At 68.1% G+C, this 17711-nt stretch carries 17 protein-coding genes and 5 pseudogenes; 11 read left to right on the plus strand and 11 right to left on the minus strand.

The window, feature by feature from the left end; genetic code table 11:
- The first annotated feature begins 3 nt into the window (after positions 1-3).
- Positions 4-1350 carry an ATP-binding protein gene (locus tag CSEG_RS04780; protein ID WP_013078128.1) on the plus strand — a complete coding sequence of 449 codons (1347 nt, stop codon included), beginning with the start codon at positions 4-6 and terminating at the stop codon, positions 1348-1350.
- 10 nt (positions 1351-1360) lie between these two features.
- Here the strand turns inward: CSEG_RS04780 and uvrC are convergent, their stop codons facing one another.
- The 3 genes and pseudogenes from uvrC to CSEG_RS23705 form a co-directional block, all read right to left on the minus strand.
- A complete protein-coding gene (uvrC, locus tag CSEG_RS04785; RefSeq protein ID WP_085953982.1) occupies positions 1361-3274 on the minus strand; it encodes an excinuclease ABC subunit UvrC in 1914 nt (637 codons plus the stop codon).
- A gap of 19 nt (positions 3275-3293) precedes the next feature.
- Positions 3294-3572 (minus strand): type II toxin-antitoxin system RelE/ParE family toxin, encoded by a 279-nt coding sequence (locus tag CSEG_RS04790; RefSeq protein ID WP_013078130.1) that lies wholly within the window; start codon positions 3570-3572, stop codon positions 3294-3296.
- Positions 3569-3685 (minus strand): annotated as a pseudogene (locus CSEG_RS23705) (hypothetical protein); the annotation flags it as partial. The pseudogene CSEG_RS23705 and the gene CSEG_RS04790, both read right to left, overlap by 4 nt.
- A gap of 220 nt (positions 3686-3905) precedes the next feature.
- Between CSEG_RS23705 and CSEG_RS04800 the strand changes: the two are divergent.
- Positions 3906-4526, plus strand: a complete 621-nt coding sequence (locus tag CSEG_RS04800; RefSeq protein WP_013078131.1) for a TIGR02466 family protein — start codon at positions 3906-3908, stop codon at positions 4524-4526.
- A 9-nt stretch (positions 4527-4535) separates the two neighbouring features.
- On the opposite strand, the gene CSEG_RS21440 is transcribed toward CSEG_RS04800, so the two are convergent.
- Positions 4536-5096 carry a hypothetical protein gene (locus tag CSEG_RS21440; protein WP_013078132.1) on the minus strand — a complete coding sequence of 187 codons (561 nt, stop codon included), beginning with the start codon at positions 5094-5096 and terminating at the stop codon, positions 4536-4538.
- A gap of 33 nt (positions 5097-5129) precedes the next feature.
- The gene (locus tag CSEG_RS04810) at positions 5130-5762 is read right to left on the minus strand and encodes a DUF998 domain-containing protein (protein WP_013078133.1); all 633 of its coding nucleotides are present in this window, start codon (positions 5760-5762) and stop codon (positions 5130-5132) included.
- 58 nt (positions 5763-5820) lie between these two features.
- Between CSEG_RS04810 and CSEG_RS23710 the strand changes: the two are divergent.
- A pseudogene (locus CSEG_RS23710) lies at positions 5821-5924 on the plus strand (hypothetical protein); the annotation flags it as partial.
- A 40-nt stretch (positions 5925-5964) separates the two neighbouring features.
- Here the strand turns inward: CSEG_RS23710 and CSEG_RS04815 are convergent.
- Positions 5965-7689: a M20/M25/M40 family metallo-hydrolase gene (locus CSEG_RS04815; protein WP_013078134.1), complete on the minus strand. Its 1725-nt coding sequence runs from the start codon at positions 7687-7689 to the stop codon at positions 5965-5967.
- Positions 7690-8093: 404 nt separating this feature from the next.
- Between CSEG_RS04815 and CSEG_RS04820 the strand changes: the two genes are divergently transcribed.
- Both CSEG_RS04820 and CSEG_RS04830 read left to right on the plus strand, forming a co-directional pair.
- Positions 8094-8333, plus strand: a complete 240-nt coding sequence (locus CSEG_RS04820; protein WP_013078135.1) for a flagellar basal body rod C-terminal domain-containing protein — start codon at positions 8094-8096, stop codon at positions 8331-8333.
- A 575-nt stretch (positions 8334-8908) separates the two neighbouring features.
- On the plus strand, positions 8909-9094 hold the full coding sequence (locus CSEG_RS04830; RefSeq protein WP_157038969.1) for a hypothetical protein: 186 nt from the start codon (positions 8909-8911) through the stop codon (positions 9092-9094).
- Between the two features lie 152 nt (positions 9095-9246).
- On the opposite strand, the gene CSEG_RS23520 is transcribed toward CSEG_RS04830, so the two are convergent.
- Positions 9247-9375, minus strand: a complete 129-nt coding sequence (locus CSEG_RS23520) for a hypothetical protein (RefSeq protein WP_265416128.1) — start codon at positions 9373-9375, stop codon at positions 9247-9249.
- A gap of 31 nt (positions 9376-9406) precedes the next feature.
- Positions 9407-10591, minus strand: coding sequence for a glutamine-hydrolyzing carbamoyl-phosphate synthase small subunit (gene carA, locus CSEG_RS04835; protein ID WP_013078137.1), 1185 nt, complete (start codon positions 10589-10591; stop codon positions 9407-9409).
- 340 nt (positions 10592-10931) lie between these two features.
- Here carA and CSEG_RS04840 point away from each other — a divergent pair, with 340 nt between their 5' ends.
- Complete coding sequence (locus tag CSEG_RS04840; RefSeq protein ID WP_013078138.1) at positions 10932-11216, plus strand: DUF1272 domain-containing protein; 285 nt, start codon at positions 10932-10934, stop codon at positions 11214-11216.
- A gap of 47 nt (positions 11217-11263) precedes the next feature.
- Here CSEG_RS04840 and CSEG_RS22465 read toward each other — a convergent pair.
- A pseudogene (locus tag CSEG_RS22465) lies at positions 11264-11381 on the minus strand (hypothetical protein); the annotation flags it as partial.
- A gap of 238 nt (positions 11382-11619) precedes the next feature.
- On the opposite strand from CSEG_RS22465, the gene CSEG_RS04845 reads away from it, so the two are divergent.
- From CSEG_RS04845 to CSEG_RS23185, 4 genes and pseudogenes are all read left to right on the plus strand, one after another.
- Positions 11620-14709, plus strand: coding sequence for a TonB-dependent receptor (locus CSEG_RS04845; RefSeq protein WP_013078139.1), 3090 nt, complete (start codon positions 11620-11622; stop codon positions 14707-14709).
- Between the two features lie 202 nt (positions 14710-14911).
- Positions 14912-15046 carry a hypothetical protein gene (locus CSEG_RS23525; RefSeq protein ID WP_013078140.1) on the plus strand — a complete coding sequence of 45 codons (135 nt, stop codon included), beginning with the start codon at positions 14912-14914 and terminating at the stop codon, positions 15044-15046.
- 96 nt (positions 15047-15142) lie between these two features.
- Positions 15143-15844, plus strand: a complete 702-nt coding sequence (locus tag CSEG_RS04855; RefSeq protein ID WP_013078141.1) for an HAD family hydrolase — start codon at positions 15143-15145, stop codon at positions 15842-15844.
- A pseudogene (locus tag CSEG_RS23185) lies at positions 15845-16051 on the plus strand (hypothetical protein); the annotation flags it as partial. It lies immediately after the preceding gene.
- On the opposite strand, the gene CSEG_RS04860 reads toward CSEG_RS23185, so the two are convergent.
- Positions 15979-17058, minus strand: coding sequence for an acyltransferase family protein (locus CSEG_RS04860; RefSeq protein ID WP_041538203.1), 1080 nt, complete (start codon positions 17056-17058; stop codon positions 15979-15981). The pseudogene CSEG_RS23185 and the gene CSEG_RS04860 overlap by 73 nt on opposite strands.
- Before the next feature lie 15 nt (positions 17059-17073).
- On the opposite strand from CSEG_RS04860, the gene CSEG_RS23715 reads away from it, so the two are divergent.
- The gene (locus tag CSEG_RS23715) at positions 17074-17169 is read left to right on the plus strand and encodes a hypothetical protein (protein WP_407642824.1); all 96 of its coding nucleotides are present in this window, start codon (positions 17074-17076) and stop codon (positions 17167-17169) included.
- A gap of 70 nt (positions 17170-17239) precedes the next feature.
- Here the strand turns inward: CSEG_RS23715 and CSEG_RS04865 are convergent.
- Positions 17240-17563, minus strand: a pseudogene (locus CSEG_RS04865) (endonuclease domain-containing protein); the annotation flags it as partial.
- Positions 17564-17711 lie beyond the last annotated feature (148 nt).

Below are 17711 nucleotides of genomic sequence, written 5' to 3' on the forward strand. Positions count from 1 at the left end.
TCGATGGTGATGCTGGACAACCTCTCTTCGCGCATCGCCGCCATCCTGCTGGCGGGCCTGATGATCCTGCTGGTCCTGGGCGCGGCGCTGCTGATCTGGCCCTCAGATGATGGCGGCGGGGTGCGCTTCTACCAACTGCCCCAGCCGGCCGAGGCGGTGGCCATGGTCGAGGCCCTGGACGCCTCGCCGCCCTCGGCCCGCCCCGCCGTGATGAAGGCGCTGGACACCGGGGTGATCCGGGCCACGCTCGGCGCGGACTTTCCCGCCTCGCTGCGGCGTGCGCGTCCCGCCGACGCGCGCGATCCCGGCTACGGGGCCTACGACCGGGCGCTGGTGGGGCGCGACTGGCGGATCGAGGTGCTGCGCGGCGGCCGGCTCCGTGACGGCTTCATGCCCGGACGCGCGGCCCTGCGCCTTTCGGTTCGGCTGGAGGACGGATCGGTTCTGACCCTGCGCCGCCGCGCGCCGGAGGCGGCGCGGCGCTATCTGGGGCGCATCACCCTGGCTTGCGCCGCCCTGCTGGCGGTGACCCTGCTGATGATCCTGGTGGCCATGCGCCAGACGACCCGGCCGGTCGAAAGCCTGGCCCGGGCCGTGGCTCGGTTCGGCGACGACCTGGACGCCGCGCCCCTGCCGCCCGGCGGTCCCCGCGAGATCCGCGAGCTGTCGAGCGCCTTCAACACCATGCGCGGACAGATCCGGGGCCTGATGGACGAGCGCACGCGCATGCTGGCCGCCATCGCTCACGACCTTCGCACCTACCTGACCCGCCTGACCCTGCGGGCCGAGTTCATCGCCGACCCCGAGCAGCGGACCAAGGCGACCCGCGACCTGGCCGAGATGTCCCAACTGTTGGACGACACCCTGCTGTTCGCCCGCCAAGAGGCGGGGCGCGGAGAGGTGGCGGGGCCGGTCGAGGTTCGACGCGAGTTGGAGGGGCTGGTCGCTCTGCGCGCGGAAATGGGCCAGGCGGTGACCCTGTCGGCGGGCGCGCCCGTCACCGCCCTGGTCTCTCCCGTGGCCCTCCGACGCATGCTGGACAATCTGGTCGACAACGCCTTGGCCTATGGCGGGAGCGTGGCCCTGGACGCCGAGGTCGCCGACGGCGAGGCGCGCATCGCCGTGCTGGATCGCGGTCCCGGCCTGCCCGACGCGGTGCTGGCCCGCATCGCTGCGCCGTTCGAGCGCGGCGAGGCCTCGCGCAACCGCCGCACCGGCGGCGCGGGCCTTGGCCTCTCGATCGTGCAGGCCCTGGCCCAGGCGCATGGCGGGCGGCTCGTCCTGGCCAACCGCGAGGGCGGCGGGCTGTCGGCGACGGTGGTGCTGCCGACGGCGCCGGCGGGACGCTAGAGCGCGCCGCTCACCCCTTCCGGAAAAACCCGTGGATGCGCTCGGCCAGGGCCTGGCTGACGCCTTCGACCTTCACGAGGTCCTCGACGCTGGCGCGGCCCACGCCCTTGGCTGAGCCGAAGGCGTGGAGAAGGGCCTTCTTGCGGCCCGGACCGACGCCTTCGATCTCGTCGAGGGGATTCTTCTTGAGGTCCATGGACCGGCGCGTGCGGTGGGCGCCGATGGCGAAGCGGTGGGCTTCGTCGCGGAGGCGCTGCAGGTAATACAGAACCGGCGACTTGGGCTCGAGCATGAAGGGCGGCTGGCCGGGCAGGAAGAAGCGCTCCAGCCCCGCATCGCGGTCTGGACCCTTGGCCACCCCGACGACGGCGATGTCGTCGACGCCCAGGTCGGCCATGATCTCCAGCGCCGCGTCCAACTGCCCCTTGCCGCCGTCGACCAGCACGAGGTCGGGGCGGTTTTCGCTGTCGCCTTCCTCCTCCTCCTTGACCAGGCGGGCGAAGCGGCGGCGCAGCACCTCCTTCATCATGCCGTAGTCGTCGCCGGGCGTGAGCTCGGTGCTCTTGATGTTGAACTTGCGGTACTGGCCTTTCATGAAGCCTTCGGGGCCGGCCACGATCATGCCGCCGACGGCGTTGGTGCCCTGGATGTGGCTGTTGTCGTAGACCTCGATCCGCTCGGGGCTCGCCTCCAGCTTGAAGGCCTCGCAGACCCCGGCCAGGAGCTTGGTCTGGGCGCCGCTCTCGGCCATCTTCCGGCCCAGCGCCTCCTTGGCGTTGGTCAGGGCGTGCTGCACGAGGTCGGCCTTCTCGCCGCGCTTGGGCACGCTGATCTCGACCTTGCGGCCGCTCTTCAGCGCGAAGGCTTCGGACAGAAGTTCACTCTCGGCCGGCTGGATATTGGCCAGGATCAGGCGGGGGATCGGCTTGTCGTCGTAGAACTGGCCCAGGAACGCGGTGATGATCCGCTGCTCCTCGGTGACGCCTTCTTCTTCGCTCTCGTCGGCCGCGCCGGTGATGCGGGGGAAGTAGGCGCGGTTGCCCCAGTTCTGGCCGGCGCGGAAGAAGAACACCTGCACGCAGGCCTGGCCGCCCTCGACGTGCAGGGCCACGACGTCGGCCTCCTCCACGGTCTCGGGATTGATCTGGGTCTCCTGGGCGACGCTGGAGAGGGCGCGGATGCGATCCCGGAGTCTGGCGGCGCGCTCGAACTCCAGGTCCTCGGCCGCATCTTCCATCTGCTTGGCCATCGAGGCGATCACCGCGCGGGACTTGCCCCGCAGGAAGGCCTCGGCCTGGTCGACCAGGGCCTGGTAGTCGTCCTTGCCGATCAGGCCGGTGCAGGGGGCGGCGCAGCGCTTGATCTGGTGCAGCATGCAGGGCCGGTCGCGCGTCTCGTAGACGCTGTCGCTGCACGAGCGGAGCAAAAACGCTTTCTGCAGGGTGTTCAGCGTTCGGTTCACCGCCCAGGCGCTGGCGAACGGCCCGAAATAGTCGCCCTTGATCGTGTGGGCGCCGCGGTGCTTGCGCAGCTGCGGGGCGTCGTGGTCACGGCGGATGACGATCTCGGGGAAACTCTTGTCGTCGCGCAGCAGCACGTTGAAGCGCGGCTTCAGCGACTTGATCAGGTTGATCTCGAGCAGCAGGGCGTCGGCTTCGGTGCGGGTGGTGACGAACTCCATCGACCGCGTGGCGTCGACCATGTGGGCGATGCGGTTGGTGTGGAAGCGACCCTGGGCGTACTGGATCACCCGCTTCTTCAGGCTCTTGGCCTTGCCGACGTACAGAACCTCGTCGCCCTCGCCGATCATGCGATAGACGCCGGGCGCGTCGGGCAGGCGCGTGACCTCGTCCTTGATCAGGGCGGCGCCGGTCAGGCGGGGGGAGGCGTCGGTGTCGGTCGTGGTGTCGGTCACGGGGCAGATATAGGCGAGTCCGGGCGGGCTAGCGACGTTCCAGGCTGTGGAACACGCGGGAGATCACGACACGGTCGCTCTCAACGAAATACTGTAGGACATAGCCGGCCGAACCGAATGAAACCGGAAGCTCCCTGATCCCCTCAAGCGCTAGACGGCCACGCCCGTGAAAATCGGCCAGCGATCTGGCCGCCACCAGAATCGTTTCGGCGGCCCGCTTTGACGCGTTCGGAGATCGCTCGGCTAGCCAACGTCGCAGGTATCGGATGCCCTTCTGGGCGTCCGCCGAGATCTCGACACGCCTCATTCAGCCTCGCGACGGCGCGGCTCGGGTGGTGGAAGTTCGTTCTCGGTATCCCAAGACTCGACCCAACGCTGGACGTCTTCCAGCGGTATGCCCCCGTCTCTCAGAGTCTCATCGGCAATACGTCGAACATCTTTCCAGTGCGCTTCGTTGTCCTCGAAGCCGGGACGTTCAACGAAGTCGCTCTCAGGCGGCTTTTGAGCGAAGACCGCCAAGTTCCGACCGGGCGCTTCGTGGGGCGCTGCATCGATCTTGGGCGTCTTCTTGATAGCCATGTTCTCATCATGTTCCATCCCCTGTTTGTCGTCAACGCGCCGCGCCTGTATGACGCGCCCCATGACCACGCGCAGCCTCTTCGCCACCCCGATCTACCAAGCCAGCCTCGCCGGCGAGAAGGGCTTCGAGACCTTCATCGACGACCTGCACGACGCCTGCGTCGCCATCGCCGAGGAGGACGAGGCCGGCCAGGCCTGGGCCTATAACAAGGGCTATCTGGGCTACACGTCCTACGCCTCGCTGAACGACCTCCCGCAGCGCGACAGCCTGTTCGCGGACCTGAAGAAGAAGCTCGACAAGCACGCGGGCGCCTTCGCCAAGGACCTGTGCTTCGACCTGGGGGCCGGCAAGCTGGTCATGGACAGCTTCTGGATCAACATTCTCGAGCCGGGCGGCCAGCACACCGGCCACATCCACCCGCACAGCGTCATCTCCGGCACGATCTACGTGACCATCCCGCCGGGCGCCTCGGCCCTGAAGTTCGAGGATCCGCGCCTGCCGATGATGATGGCCGCGCCAAACCGCCTGGCCGACGCGCCCGAGGCGCTGCAGCCCTTCGTCTATGTCCAGCCGGCGCCGGGGACGATCCTTCTGTGGGAGAGCTGGCTGCGCCACGAGGTGACGCCCAACCAGGCCGACGAACAGCGGATCAGCGTCAGCTTCAACTACGCCTGGCGGTAGCGGGCGCCGCTACGGCCCGCAGGTCCAGGTCCCCTTGACCACATGCTTGGCGCCGTCGGCGCGGTGGTAGGTGAGGGTCGCGGGATAGGGCGGAGACTCGCCGCCGCCAGCGGCCGGACCCGTGATGGCGATGACCACCGTCTTGCCCTGGCCGCTGAACTTGGCGCCCTTGACCATGCCGTCGAAGCCGCGCGCCGCGGCGATGGGTTCGACATAGTCGGTGACCTTCACGAGGCCCCGCGCGGGGTCCTTGGAGCCCACGAAGCCCTTGGCGACCAGCAGGGGATCGGGGCCGCCCGCCTGGAAGGCGCAGCCCAGCTCGCCCGGCAGGGCGTTCGCCGCCAGGTCCGCCGCGGTCAGCGCCGACAACAGGACGGGCGAGCCGTCCCCGCCGATGACCTGGCTGCCGGCCGGTGTGATGGAGGCCTCCGGGGCGGCGGGCGCGGGGGCCGGCGCCGTGGAGGGCGCGACGGAGGCAGGCGGATCCTGGGTCTTGCGCTCCGAGCACGCGGCCAGGGCCACGGCGAGCGCCACGCCGATGAACGGCGTGCGGAAGGGGTGTCGGATCATGGCGGCTTTTCCTCGTGGCCCCGGGCCAACGGGCTAGACGACCGCCGGTTCCGGTTGAGCCAGGGCGGCCTTCCTCCACCCCTTCTCCAGGGTCCAGGCGGCGACGGCCAGCCATAGCAGGCCCAGGAACGCATGGCCACGCTGCCAGTAGCCGACGTCGTGGCCGGTGCGGACGTTCCAGACGCCGGTCAGCAGGGCGAAGACCAGCAGGAGGCCGAGGAACCAGCCCAGCGAGAAGTTGGCCAGGCGTCGGTGCTCGGGCTGACCCCACAGGGCCCAGGCGGTGAACAGCGGCGCGAACTGGATGGCCAGGCCCACGCCGCAGGCGCGGTGCATGGGATCGGGCCAGTGGAAGATCCCGGCGAAGACCGCGCCCAGGCCCGTCAGCGCCACGAACAGGCCCGCGAAGGCCGAGACCACGCGGCGGCCGCCGGCGTGCTCCAGCGCGTGGGTGAAGCCGGCGCCCGCGAACAGGCCCGCGATCCCGGCGATCACCATGCCGATGTTGAACACCTCCGGCATCGGCGCGGCCGGTCCGCCCAGCTCGCTGATGAACTGCGCGCCGGCGTCGAAGCCGGGGAACAGCCGCTGGGCGATCCACACGTCGGCCACCATCACGGCCGGCGCGATCACGCCGATCTTCAGGAAAGCGCCGGTGCGGAGCAAGGAAGGGCCTCGGGGCGGAAGGGGAGCCCGAAAATCGCTCTGGATGGGGGAGGGGTCAATGCTCCAAACCCCAAACGCAAAATCATCGTGTCATCCCGGCCGCAGCGAAGCGGAGAGCCGGGACCCACGGCAACCGCGATGCGCCGGCCCCTGGGTCCCGGATAGCGCTACGCGCTTCCGGGATGACGGTGATTTAGGGGACCTACTTCGCCGCCGACGGATGCCCCGCCGGGGCGAACGCGGCGCCGAAGAAGTCGCCCTTCTTCCAGACCGGGCGGGCCGGGGTGTTGGCCAGCTCGCGGGCGATCTCGTAGTTCACGAGGGCGAACTTGGCGGCCGCCTGGTAGTCGATCGGCTGGTTCAGGTCGTCGCCCGGGTGGTGGTAGTTGGTCTTCAGGAAGGTGGTGAAGGCCTTCTCGCCGCCGTTCTGGAAGCCGGTCATCAGGAACACCGAGGGGATGCCCTGCTCGACGAAGCGGTAGTGGTCCGAGCGGGTGAACAGGCCTTCCTCGGGCATCGGATCGCCCGACAGGGCCACGCCCACGCGGCCGGCGGCGTGCTTGACCGCCTCGCCCACGGTCGAGCGGTCGGCGCCGAACGCGATCACGTCGGTGAACGGATACAGCAGCACCGGCATGTCCAAGTTCACGTCGGCGGCGATGTCGGCCTTCGTCACGGTCGGGTTGTTGGCGAAGTAGTCCGAGCCGACCAGGCCCTTCTCCTCGCCGGTCACGGCCAGCAGCACGATCGAGCGCTTGGGGCGGACCTTGGTGTTCTTGAAGCCGCGGGCGACCTCCAGCAGGGTCGCGACGCCCGAGGCGTTGTCGAGCGCGCCGTTGTTGACGCGGTCCTCGCCCGGCTTGGCGTTTTCCTTGATCCCGATGTGGTCGAGGTGCGCCGACAGGATGACGGTCTGGGCCTTCAGCGTCGGGTCCGAGCCCTCGATCAGGCCGACGACGTTGCTGCTCTCGCGCTTTTCGATCTCGGTCTTCAGCGTGACCTTGGCCTTGGTCGCCAGGGGGAAGCCCTTGACCGCGCCCTGCGGAGTCTCGGCCTCAGCCAGGACGGCGTCGAGGGCGGTCGGGGCGCCGGCGAACAGCTTGGCCGCGCCGGCCATGCTGATCTGGGCCAGGGACGGGGCGGCCGGCGCGCGGATGGCGCCGACGTCCTGGGCGTCGCGCCAGGTCACGCGCCATTCCTTCATGCCGTTCAGGCCGCGAGCGAACGGACGGCGCTTCTCGCCGCTGGTGGTCGGGATGGTCAGGACGCCGATCGCGCCGCGCTTGGCGGCTTCCGTGCGCTTGGTGTTGGGGCTGGAGAGGTGAGCCCGCTCCTCGGTCTGGATAGCGGTCGGGGCGCCGGTCAGCATGACGACGATCTTGCCCTTCACGTCCAGGCCCGCGTAGTCGTCGCGGCCGCGCGTGGCGTCGACGATACCATAGCCGACGAAGACCAGCGGGGCCTCTACGGAGAGGTCGGCGGCCTGGGCCTGGGCGTTCGGCAGATAGTCCTCGCCGTACTTCAGGGCCAGCGCCGCGCCGTCGGCGCCGGTCACGGACACCGCGCCTTCGCCCGAGGGGCGGAAGGCCAGCAGCGGCACGTGCTGCAGGTAGCTTCCCTTGTCGCCGGCCGGCTTGACGCCCAGCAGGGCGTACTGGGCGGCGACGTAGTTGGCGGCGATGTCGTAGCCGCGCGTGCCGGCCTCGCGGCCTTCCAGGGCGTCGTCGGCCAGGAAGGTCATGTGCGCCTTGATCGCCTCGGGCGAGGGGACGAAGTCCGAACCGGCGGCCGGCTTCTTAGGAGCGACCTTTTGGGGGGCGACCTTTTGGGCGGCGACGGCGGGTTTGGACGGAGTGGCCGCGAGGGCCGGCTGGACGACCATCAGCAGGGCGGCGCTGGCGAGCGCGGCGCGACGCGTGAACGACATTCTCAAGAGGCTCCTCGGGACGTCATCCCTGCCATCGGCCTCGGTCGCGTCCAAACAGTTATCGAAAAACGGCGCCCGCGGGGGGCGGCCGCGAACCATGTCGGGACGATGACGGCTTGTCGAGGCGTCGACGCCTGAACGTTTTGTAATCTTCGGCAGGATCTTGCGCCGTAAGCCTTTGCGTCGGTGCGCCAAGTGCTCGTTCGGCGACGGCGTTCGCCGTTGCTGTCCTCCACCTCTGGCTGAGGGGGCGTTTCGACCTCCAGCGGAGGTGGGGGTAGGGACCGGCTTTATGGTTAACCGGCGCTAAAAAAGATGACCAAGCGGTAAATTTTACCATCTTTGGTTGCGACCGCTTAACCCAACCGCCCGGATAACTCGCTGCGAGAACGGAGGACGCCTTTATGCAGGCTCTCGCTATCGCCGCCGCCGGCATGACCGCCGCCGCCGAGCGTCTGACCGCCAGCGCTCAGCGCGTTGCATCGGCCGACGTGCGCGCCGAGACGGCCGAAGACCTGAAGGACGTGGACTACGGCAAGGAACGTGTCGAGCAGATCAGCGCTCAATACGACTTCCGGGCCAACGCCAAGGTCGTTCAGACCGCAGACCAGATGACCGGCGCGCTGCTGAACATCAAGGCCTAGTCCCGCTCCACGCGTTTGGGTCTCGCGCTTTCCCGGTTCGCCGGAAGAGCGCCGGACTCTACCCCCAGCCAAGCGCCCGAAGCGCGCCCCCTTTTGCCGAGGGCGCTTGGCCGCCGCCTCCCGCAGCGCCCCCTATGTTTGCGGGAGGCGGCCCCTAGCCAGGGGCTCGCGCCGATGATCCAGGAAGCTACTTATGTGGCGGGCTTTCTGGGCGGCGAGCGCAGGCCGACTGGCAAAGGCCGTCGACATGAACATCCAGGCCACGATCCAAGATCAGCTGGGCGATCTTCATCGCCGCTGCAGTCTGTCCGCCCCTGAGTTGACGCGCAGGGACCGGACGGAGTCGGGGAGGGTCGCTACCAGCGCCTCCGCCACGGGCGCGGTCAACGGCCCACAAAGCGAGACTTCCGCGCGGCTAGTTCGTTTTATCTGAACGCTGCATCTCAGGTCCGCGCTCCGGCGCGCGGTCCGGAGACTTGCATGCCGCAAGGACGGCTGTGAAAGTGAGCATCGCCGCCGCTGCAACCTTCGCCATCGCGCGAAGTTTCACGGATGCGCCCTTATCGGAGACACGCGTGAACTGGTTTGTCGCGTTCATCGTCCTCGCTCTAGCTATCGCCGCCAAGTTTCTGGCCCCAAGGGTGTTTGGCGGCTCGTCCGACTTGGTCGGCTGGGCGGCGGCGGCGGTGACGGCCATAGTCGCCACCCTTCTTGCTATTCGCCGCCGCCGCCGCCGCGACGCGGGTCGGCCGCGGTACTAGCTATCGTCTTCATAGGGATTATAGCGTTAGAGGCCGACACGACGCTTTCCCTGATGGCCAACGCCATGGATGCGCGCCGGTACGCTTACAGGAGCGCAGCCCTGGAGAAGCGTCAGTGGCCTTACAGCATTGAATGGGAGCCGCGCGGCGAACTAGCCGAATTCTTCCATGGCTGTCTGGCGGCGATCGTCGATCAGGCCGCGCGAGGAAACCTGGACGCGGCCCGTCAGACGCTTGATGGCGCCTTGCAGCGGGCCGGCGTCCACCGATGGGGCGCTCAAACGACAACCCCGCTCAACGCGCCCTGAGGCGCTACTTCGCCTTGTCCATCAGGCCCGCGAAGCGCTCGAACAGATACAGGCTGTCCGTCGGGCCGGGCGAGGCTTCCGGGTGGTGCTGGACCGAGAAGACCGGCTTGTCGGCCAGCTGGATGCCGGCGTTGGTGCCGTCGAACAGCGAGACGTGGGTCTCCTGCACCGGCGCGGGCAGCGAGGCGCTGTCCACGGTGAAGCCGTGGTTCATCGAGACGATCTCGACCTTGCCGGTGGTCAGGTCCTTCACGGGGTGGTTGGCCCCATGGTGGCCTTGCTCCATCTTCACGGTCTTGGCGCCCAGCGCCAGGGCCAGCATCTGGTGGCCCAGGCAGATGCCGAACACCGGCTTGCCGCTGGCGACCAGCTTCTGGATCTCCGGCACCGCGTACTCGCCAGTCGCCGCCGGGTCGCCCGGGCCGTTGCTCAGCAGCACGCCGTCCGGGTTACGGGCCAGGATGTCCTCGGCCGAGGTCGAGGCCGGCACCACCGTGGCGCGGGCGCCGACATGGGCCAGGGCGCGCAGGATGTTGCGCTTCACGCCGTAGTCGATGACGACCACTTCGTACTTGGGCTTGTCCAGCTTGGCGTAGCCTTCCGGCCACGACCACAGGCCCTCGTCCCAGGTGAAGGTCTGGGTGGTCGAGGCGTCCTTGGCCAAGTCGAGGCCCTCGAGGCCGGCCCAGGCCTTGGCCTTGGCGACCAGCGCGGGAAGGTCGAACTTGCCGTCGGGCGAGTGGGCGATGACGCCGTGCGGCATGCCGGTCTCGCGGATCTTGCGGGTCAGGGCGCGGGTGTCGATCCCGGCCAGGCCGATGACGCCGCGGTTCTTCATCCAGGCGTCGAAGTCGCCGCCAGCGCGCCAGTTGGCCTGCTCGGTCGGGACGTCGCGGAACAGGGCGCCGCGGGCGGCGGTCTCGGCCACGCCGGTGATCTGCTCGACGTCTTCGACGTTCGTGCCGACATTGCCGATGTGCGGGAAGGTGAAGGCCACGATCTGGGCCATGTAGGAGGGGTCCGTCAGGATCTCCTGGTAGCCGGTCATGGCGGTGTTGAAGCACACCTCGCCGACCGCGTCGCCGACCGCGCCGCAGCCCACGCCTTGCAGGATCGTGCCGTCGGCCAGGGCCAGAACGCCCGTTACGCCTTCAAGGAGGGTGACGCCGGGGAGAAGGTCTTGGGACATTCTGTTGAGCGCTCCTGAACGCAATCGGGCCCGGAATTGGGCGGTCATTTTCGCAAAAAGGCGGACCCGGGGTAACCCCCGTCCGGCCCCCGCGCGCAGGGGCGTCTCCTTGCAAGAAAGCGGACGGGCTTTGGGCCCGTCCGCCGCGCAAACGGCGCGGTGTCTAGGGGGTATGGGGGAGGGGGTCAACCCCTCGTTTTTCCTCGGCTGATCACACGGATTTTCCGAGGTTCCACATTCCCGTGATCGGCGAACGGAGACCCTCGCGCGGAGGGCGAAAAACACCTTATAGTAAACGGCTTCCGGACATCGAAGCGCGGCGGACACGGGAGGACGGCCCATGCTCGAGTTGCGTCCCAATTGCGAGTGCTGCGACCGCGATCTGCCGCCCGCCAGCGACGCCGCGCGAATCTGCACCTTCGAGCACACCTTCTGCGCCGACTGCGCGGAGCTGCGCTTCGACGAGGTCTGCCCGGACTGCGGCGGCGGCCTGGTCGCCCGCCCGATCCGACCCGAGGTCCAACTGCATCGCTTCCCGGCCTCGCTTCGGCGGGTGCTGAAGGCGCATCGGCCGGCGGCGACCGTCCGGACGCCTGGGCGGGAGCGGCCGGCGGAGTGGGTGTAGGGTCCCTTTCCTGCTCGACCGCCTGAGCGCCCCCTCCGTCACGTCGCCTATCGGCGCCGCGCCACCTCCCCCGCGAGCGGGGCAGGAGGGAAGCGGTTTCATCCTCACCCGTGCAACGGGGGAGGTGGATCGATGCGGATACGCATCGAGACGGAGGGGGCGCTGAGCGCCTTAACCCTCCCCTAACCAAACACCGTGGCGCCGGCGCCGCAGTGGCCAACCAAAGGTCCGACAGGTCTCCGGCAACGAGGTCTGACCACGTTGACACATGAGGACATACCTCGTAACGCTTCCAGTGTGACCGCTACCACTGTCTTTTGGCAGGGCGTCAGACTCTAAAAAGAGTCGGCGGGTCGCGGCGAACAACGAACTGGCGCGATGCGCCAACCTTAGGGGGAGAAACATGCGGACTACTCCACAAAACCGTTCCGCCCGTCGTCTGGCTCTGATCGGCGCGACCTGCCTGACCACTTTGGCGATCGGCCAGGCCGCTTACGCCCAGACCGCCCAGGCCCCGGCCGCCGTCGCCGATGACACCGCCGTCGAAGAGATCGTCGTCACCGGCTATCGCAAGAGCCTGGCGCAATCGACGGTCGCCAAGCGCGAGACCACCGGCTTCGCCGACGCGATCTTCGCCGAAGACATCGGCAAGTTCCCCGACTCCAACATCGCCGAGTCGTTCAACCGCATTCCCGGCATCACCATCACCCGCGACATCACGGGCGAAGGCACGAACGTCGCCATCCGCGGTCTGGGTTCGAACTTCACCAACGTGACCCTGAACGGCGCCTCGATCGCCGTGGCCTCGTCGGGGGCGACCGACGCGCAGGGCACCGACCGCTCGGTCGACCTGTCGTTCTTCCCGACCGACCTCTTCACCAAGCTGACGGTGAACAAGAGCTACTCGGCCAGCCTGCTGGAAGGCGGCGCGGCGGGTAACATCGACATGCGCTCGGCGCGTCCGTTCGATCGTCCCGGCCAGCACCTGACCATGAACGTCCAGGGCGTGAAGCCGGACGGCGCCAAGCTGGGCGCCAAGGGCTCGCTGATCGCCAGCAAGACCTGGGACAATTTCGGCGTTCTGTTCGGGTTCTCGGGCCAGCGCCTGCACACCGACACGCGCGGCTACGAGACGATCGGCTTCACCAACCCGAACCTGTCGGCCGCCCAGTGCGGCGCGACCAGCGGCTGTAACGCCACGGGCGGCGGCAACTGGACGATCCCGGCCACGGTGCCGGTCGGCGCGGGCGCGGGCCTGGTGGCCGGCACGGTCATCGACCGCGACTTCCTGCTCTCCAAGAACCCCGGCGCGACCATCCAGCAGATCGACAACGGCCTGCTGCCGCGCCTGGGCCGTCCGTCGGCCGAGTACGGCCGTCGCGACCGGATCAACCTGGTCGGCAGCGTCGAGTGGCGTCCGAACGACGACATGAACTTCTATGTCGACGGCATGTACGGCTACAAGGACAACGATCTTGAGCGGATCGACATGGCCTGGATCGTGCGCAACGGCGCGATCATTCCGACGAACACCAAGTACGACAAGACCGACTGCTCGACGGGCTGCACCGTCACTCAGGGCACGTACGCCAACTCGCAGTTCTTCCTGGAATACCGCCCCTATCTCGAAAAGACCGAGCTGTGGGGCATCAATCCGGGCGGCGAATGGCGCATCAGCGACACGCTGAAGGTCGAGGCCCAAGCCAACTACACCAAGAGCAATTTCCACCGCGAAAGCCCGACCTTCGGTCCGGTGACCGCGCTGGGTCTCGGCACGACGGTGGACTACACCTACAACCCGAACGGCCCGCCGACGATCAAGAGCAGCGTCGACCTGAACAACCCGGCCAACTTCGTGTGGACCGGCGGTCGCCTGAACATGCAGGACGAAAAGCGCTGGTATGAGACGAAGGGCGCGCGCGCCGTCGTCACCTGGGGCGACGAGAAGCTGAACCTGAAGTTCGGCGGCAACTACGACGACGTCTCGCGCACCATCCGCGGCTACGACAACACCGGTCCGTGGCAGAACGCGACCTGCGGCAACAACCCCAGCATCAACCTGACCTCGCCCAACGGCCAGCCGCCCTGCCAAGGCCTGAACCAGCCGGGCGCCGCGCCGGCCGGCTATCCGACCTATCCGGGCTACGGCACGGGCGCCACGGCCGGCCAGACCGGCACGCTGACCTACGGCGGCTCGCTGATCCCGACCGCCAATCTGGCCAGCTACCTGAAGCCCGGCCCGGCCGGCTTCGTCACGGTCGACTGGGACAAGGTCAAAAAGGCCACCAACTACGACGCGCTGCACGACGCCTCGCCGGAAACCGGCGGCTCCAACACCGGCGCCAGCGGCGGCTACATCAACGAGAAGAACAGCGCGGCCTACACCGAGCTGAACGGCGTCACCCAGGTGCTGGACAGCGACCTGCGCTACAACGTCGGCATCCGCTACGTGCACACCAAGCAGACCATCGGCGGCCGCGTCTCGCTGGCGGATCCGCGCAACACCCTGCCGGGCGGCGCTCAGCTGCCGGACGGCGCGCGCTATCCGAACATCACCAACTTCGTCTACACCGAGAACACCTATTCGAAGTGGCTGCCGGCCGCGAACATCGCCTATGACATCGGCGAGCACGCCGTGGCCCGCGTCGCGGTCTCGGAAACGATGACCCGTCCGGATCCGGCCGCCCAGCTGCCGGGCGTGTCCTTCGGCGCCCCGTCGGCCGACCAGGCCACGATCGGCAACTCGGCCCTGAAGCCGTACTTCTCGAAGAACATCGACCTGGGCTTCGAGCTCTACACCGGCCAGGAAGGCGTGATCGCGGTCAACGCGTTCCGCAAGTCGCTGACCGGCTTCACGACCAACAACGTCGTGACCCAGCCGTTCTCGTACCTGGCCCAGTACGGCATCACCTACGACACCCTGAACGACACCCAGAAGACGGCCATCAACTCGCGTGGCGGCCCGACCCAGGCGCAAGTCCAGATCCAGTCGCAGATCAACGTGCCGAACAAGCTCACGATCAACGGCCTGGAATTCCAGTGGGTTCAGCCGCTGGACTTCCTGACCAGCCGCTTCGGCGTCGAGGGCCTGGGCTTCAACGCCAACGCCACCATCGTCGACCAGACCAGCAACGGTCCGGCGATCGCCTACGGCGTGGCCAAGTACACCTACAACCTGACGGGCTACTACGAGCACAACGGGATCAGCCTGCGTCTGAGCCACGTGTACCGGAAGGGCTCGCAGTCCAGCGGCGCCAACCAGAACGGCGTCACTCAGGCCGCTCTGTTCTCGGACACGTACAAGCAGACGGACTTCTCCTCGAGCTACGACCTCGAGAAGCTCCTCGGCATGAAGAACGCGCCGCAGCTGACCTTCAACGTCACCAACCTGACCAACGAGGCGCTGCGCTCGCACTTCCAGTACGACAACGCGACCTTCACCTACTACAAGCCCGGCCGCCAATACGTGGTCGGCATGCGGATGAGCTTCTAGGCTCATCGACTTCTGGTCCGGGCTCTTCGGCGCCCGGACCGCGCTTCCTCCCCCAAGACCATCTGGCCCGGCCTTGCGCCGGGCCTTCTTTTTGGGCCGTGCGGGTCTCTCGCGGACAATCTGTCGCAGCCGATTCCGGCGTCAGGGTTCCGACCCGTTAACGAGGATCGGGCTAGCTAGATCGGGTAGGAGCGCACACCGAATGATCCCGACCCCGCCGCACGAACTGTTCTCGGCCACCCGCCTGGTCCTTGGCTTCGCCGAGGCCGTGGTGGGCATGGTGCTGTCCGCCGCCGTGCCCGTGAGCCTGGTCGTCTTCGCCGTCCTGACCTTCTGACCCCGCCCGTCTGACGCTGCTCATCCGCCCTGGCCCTCCGGCATGGTGTCGGAAGGGGCGTGTCGTCGCGCCTTGGCCGATGCTATGTCGTCGGCCATGACGAGCATCACCACCGTCGGCGTCGACGCCGACGACACCCTCTGGCACTGCGAAAGCCTGTTCCGCCTCTCGCACCAGCGCTTCCTGGACCTGCTGTCCGAGCACGGCGACCCCGAGAAGATCGAGGCCCAGCTGACGGCCGTCGAGAAGCGCAATCTGCGGGTCTACGGCTACGGGGCCAAGGGCTTCACCCTGTCGATGATCGAGACCGCGCTGGAGGTCACCGACGGCCGCGTCGACACCCGCGTGATCCGCGAGATCCTGGCCGTCGGCCGCGAGATGCTGACCGAGCCGATCGAGCCCCTGCCGGGCGTCGAGAACGCCCTGGCCGAGCTTTCCAAGCGCTACCGCCTGATCCTGGTGACGAAGGGCGATCTGCTGCACCAGGAGCAGAAGCTGGCCTCCTCGGGCCTGGGCGACTACTTCGTGGCCGTCGAGATCGTGTCCGAGAAGGACGCCAGCACCTATCGCCGGGTGTTCGACCGCTACGGCACCGGCGCCGAGCAGGCGGTGATGGCCGGCAACTCGATGAAGTCAGACATCCTGCCCGCGCTCGAAGCCGGCTGCTGGGGCGCCCTGATCCCATACCCGCTGGTCTGGTCGCACGAAGCCGCCGACGCGCCGGTCGGGCACGCGCGCTATGTCGAGCTAGGCAGCATCAGCGAGCTGCCGGCGTGGGTGGATGGGGTTTCGCGCTAAAGCGCCCCCTCCGTCTCGTCGCGTATCCGCGCCGATCCACCTCCCCCGCAAGCGGGGCAGGAGGGAGCGGCTTCTTCCTCACCCGTGAAACGGGGGAGGTGGCGCGATGCGAAGCATCGTGACGGAGGGGGCGCTCATGCCTGCTTCTTCCCCAGCCCCGCCATCCAGTCCCGCGCCGGGCGCTCGAAAAGCACCAGCGACAGGTAGGCGATCGGGAACAGGGCCACGACCCAGAACAGGACCCACAGGCGCATCAGGTCGCCGTTCAGGTTCCACATGCCCAGGCCCACCCAGGCCAGGCCCATCTTCAGGGCGATGGGGTGCAGCAGGTACAGGCTGAACGACAGCTGGGCCCAGGGCGCCAACCGCTGGCTGACGCCGCCCTGGACGCCCTTGGCGTCGGCCGCCACGCCCAGCAGGCCGATCGCATAGACGACGAACAGCAGGGCCGTGCGCGGCGTCCCCGCCCACGAGGCGACCAGATAGGCGCCCAGCAGCAGCCACATCAGCAGGTTCGGACGTGGGATCCTCGCTAGCCGGTCGCGTAGCTGGAAGGCGGCCATGCCGATCAGGAAACCGGGGACCGCGCGCAGCACGCCGTAGTCCCAGGTCCACTGGTGGAACGGCCGGTCGCCATGCGGGGTCTGCAGCAGGACCACGATCGACAGCAGGGCCGCCCCCAGAGTGACCCAGGGGCCGCGCGCGGTCAGCAGGAACAGCAGCGGCAGGATCAGGTACATCCCCATCTCGGCGCTGATGGCCCAGCTGACGAAGTTCCAGGTCTGCGAATGGCAGACGCCCCAGGCGTGGACGAACAGGATGTTGGGCACGATGCAGGCCACGTCATAGCGGCGCGGATCGCTGTCCTGGACCCAGCCGGCGGCGCCGGCGGCGGCCACGGCGATGAACACCAGCATGGTCGCCCAGTGCAGCGGTCCCAGCCGCGCCACGCGCTTCTGCAGGAAGTCGAGATACTTGGCGACGGTGGTCAGGCGCCCTGTGTAGATCGCCGCCATCACATAGCCGGAGATCAGGAAGAACAGGTCCACGATCAGGCTGAAGGTCTTGATCGTATCGTCCGCCCACTGCCAGTGGCCGTCCAGGTTGATGAACCGGTTGAAGTGGAACACCACGATCATGACCGCCCCGACGATCCGCAGGGCGTCGAGATGCAGCATCTGGTCGGAATCAGGCTTCAGGGGCGGGAGGCGCATGGGGCAAGCTGTGGCATGAGACGCCCCCTCCGTCACGATGCTTCGCATCGCGCCACCTCCGGCTTTACCCCTCCTGCCCCGCTTGCGGGGGAGGTGGCGCGGCGCCGATAGGCGACGTGACGGAGGGGGCGCTCTTTCGGGCGCGTTGCCTCATCAGGTCCATGCAGGTGCCCCAGATCCCGTCCGCGACGCCTGTCGGATCGCGCATGACGTCGTCAGCGGCGTAGCGCAGGATCTCCAGTCCTTGGTCACGCATCCACGCGTCGCGCCGCTCATCCCTAGCGCCCTGACCACCCATGTTGTGGCCCCAGCCGTCGATCTCGATCACCAGTCGGGCTTGCGAACAGTAGAAGTCAGCGATGTAAGGGCCGATCGGGTGCTGGCGCCGGATGCGAGGTCCGCCGGGCTGTCGCGAGCGGAGGCGAACCCAAAGTATGACCTCCGGCGGAGTCATCTCGCGGCGTAACGACTTCGCGCGCGTGTGGGTTCGGCTGAGTGATCGCATGGGTTGAGTGTGCGCCTTTGCGCCCCCTCCGTCACGATGCTTCGCATCGCGCCACCTCCCCCGTTGCACGGGTGAGGAGGGTGACCGTCATCCTACCCCGCTTGCGGGGGAGGAGGCGTGGCGCCGATAGGCGACGTGACGGAGGGGG

Origin of the sequence: Caulobacter segnis ATCC 21756 (assembly GCF_000092285.1) — a bacterium.
GTDB classification, from domain to species: domain Bacteria; phylum Pseudomonadota; class Alphaproteobacteria; order Caulobacterales; family Caulobacteraceae; genus Caulobacter; species Caulobacter segnis.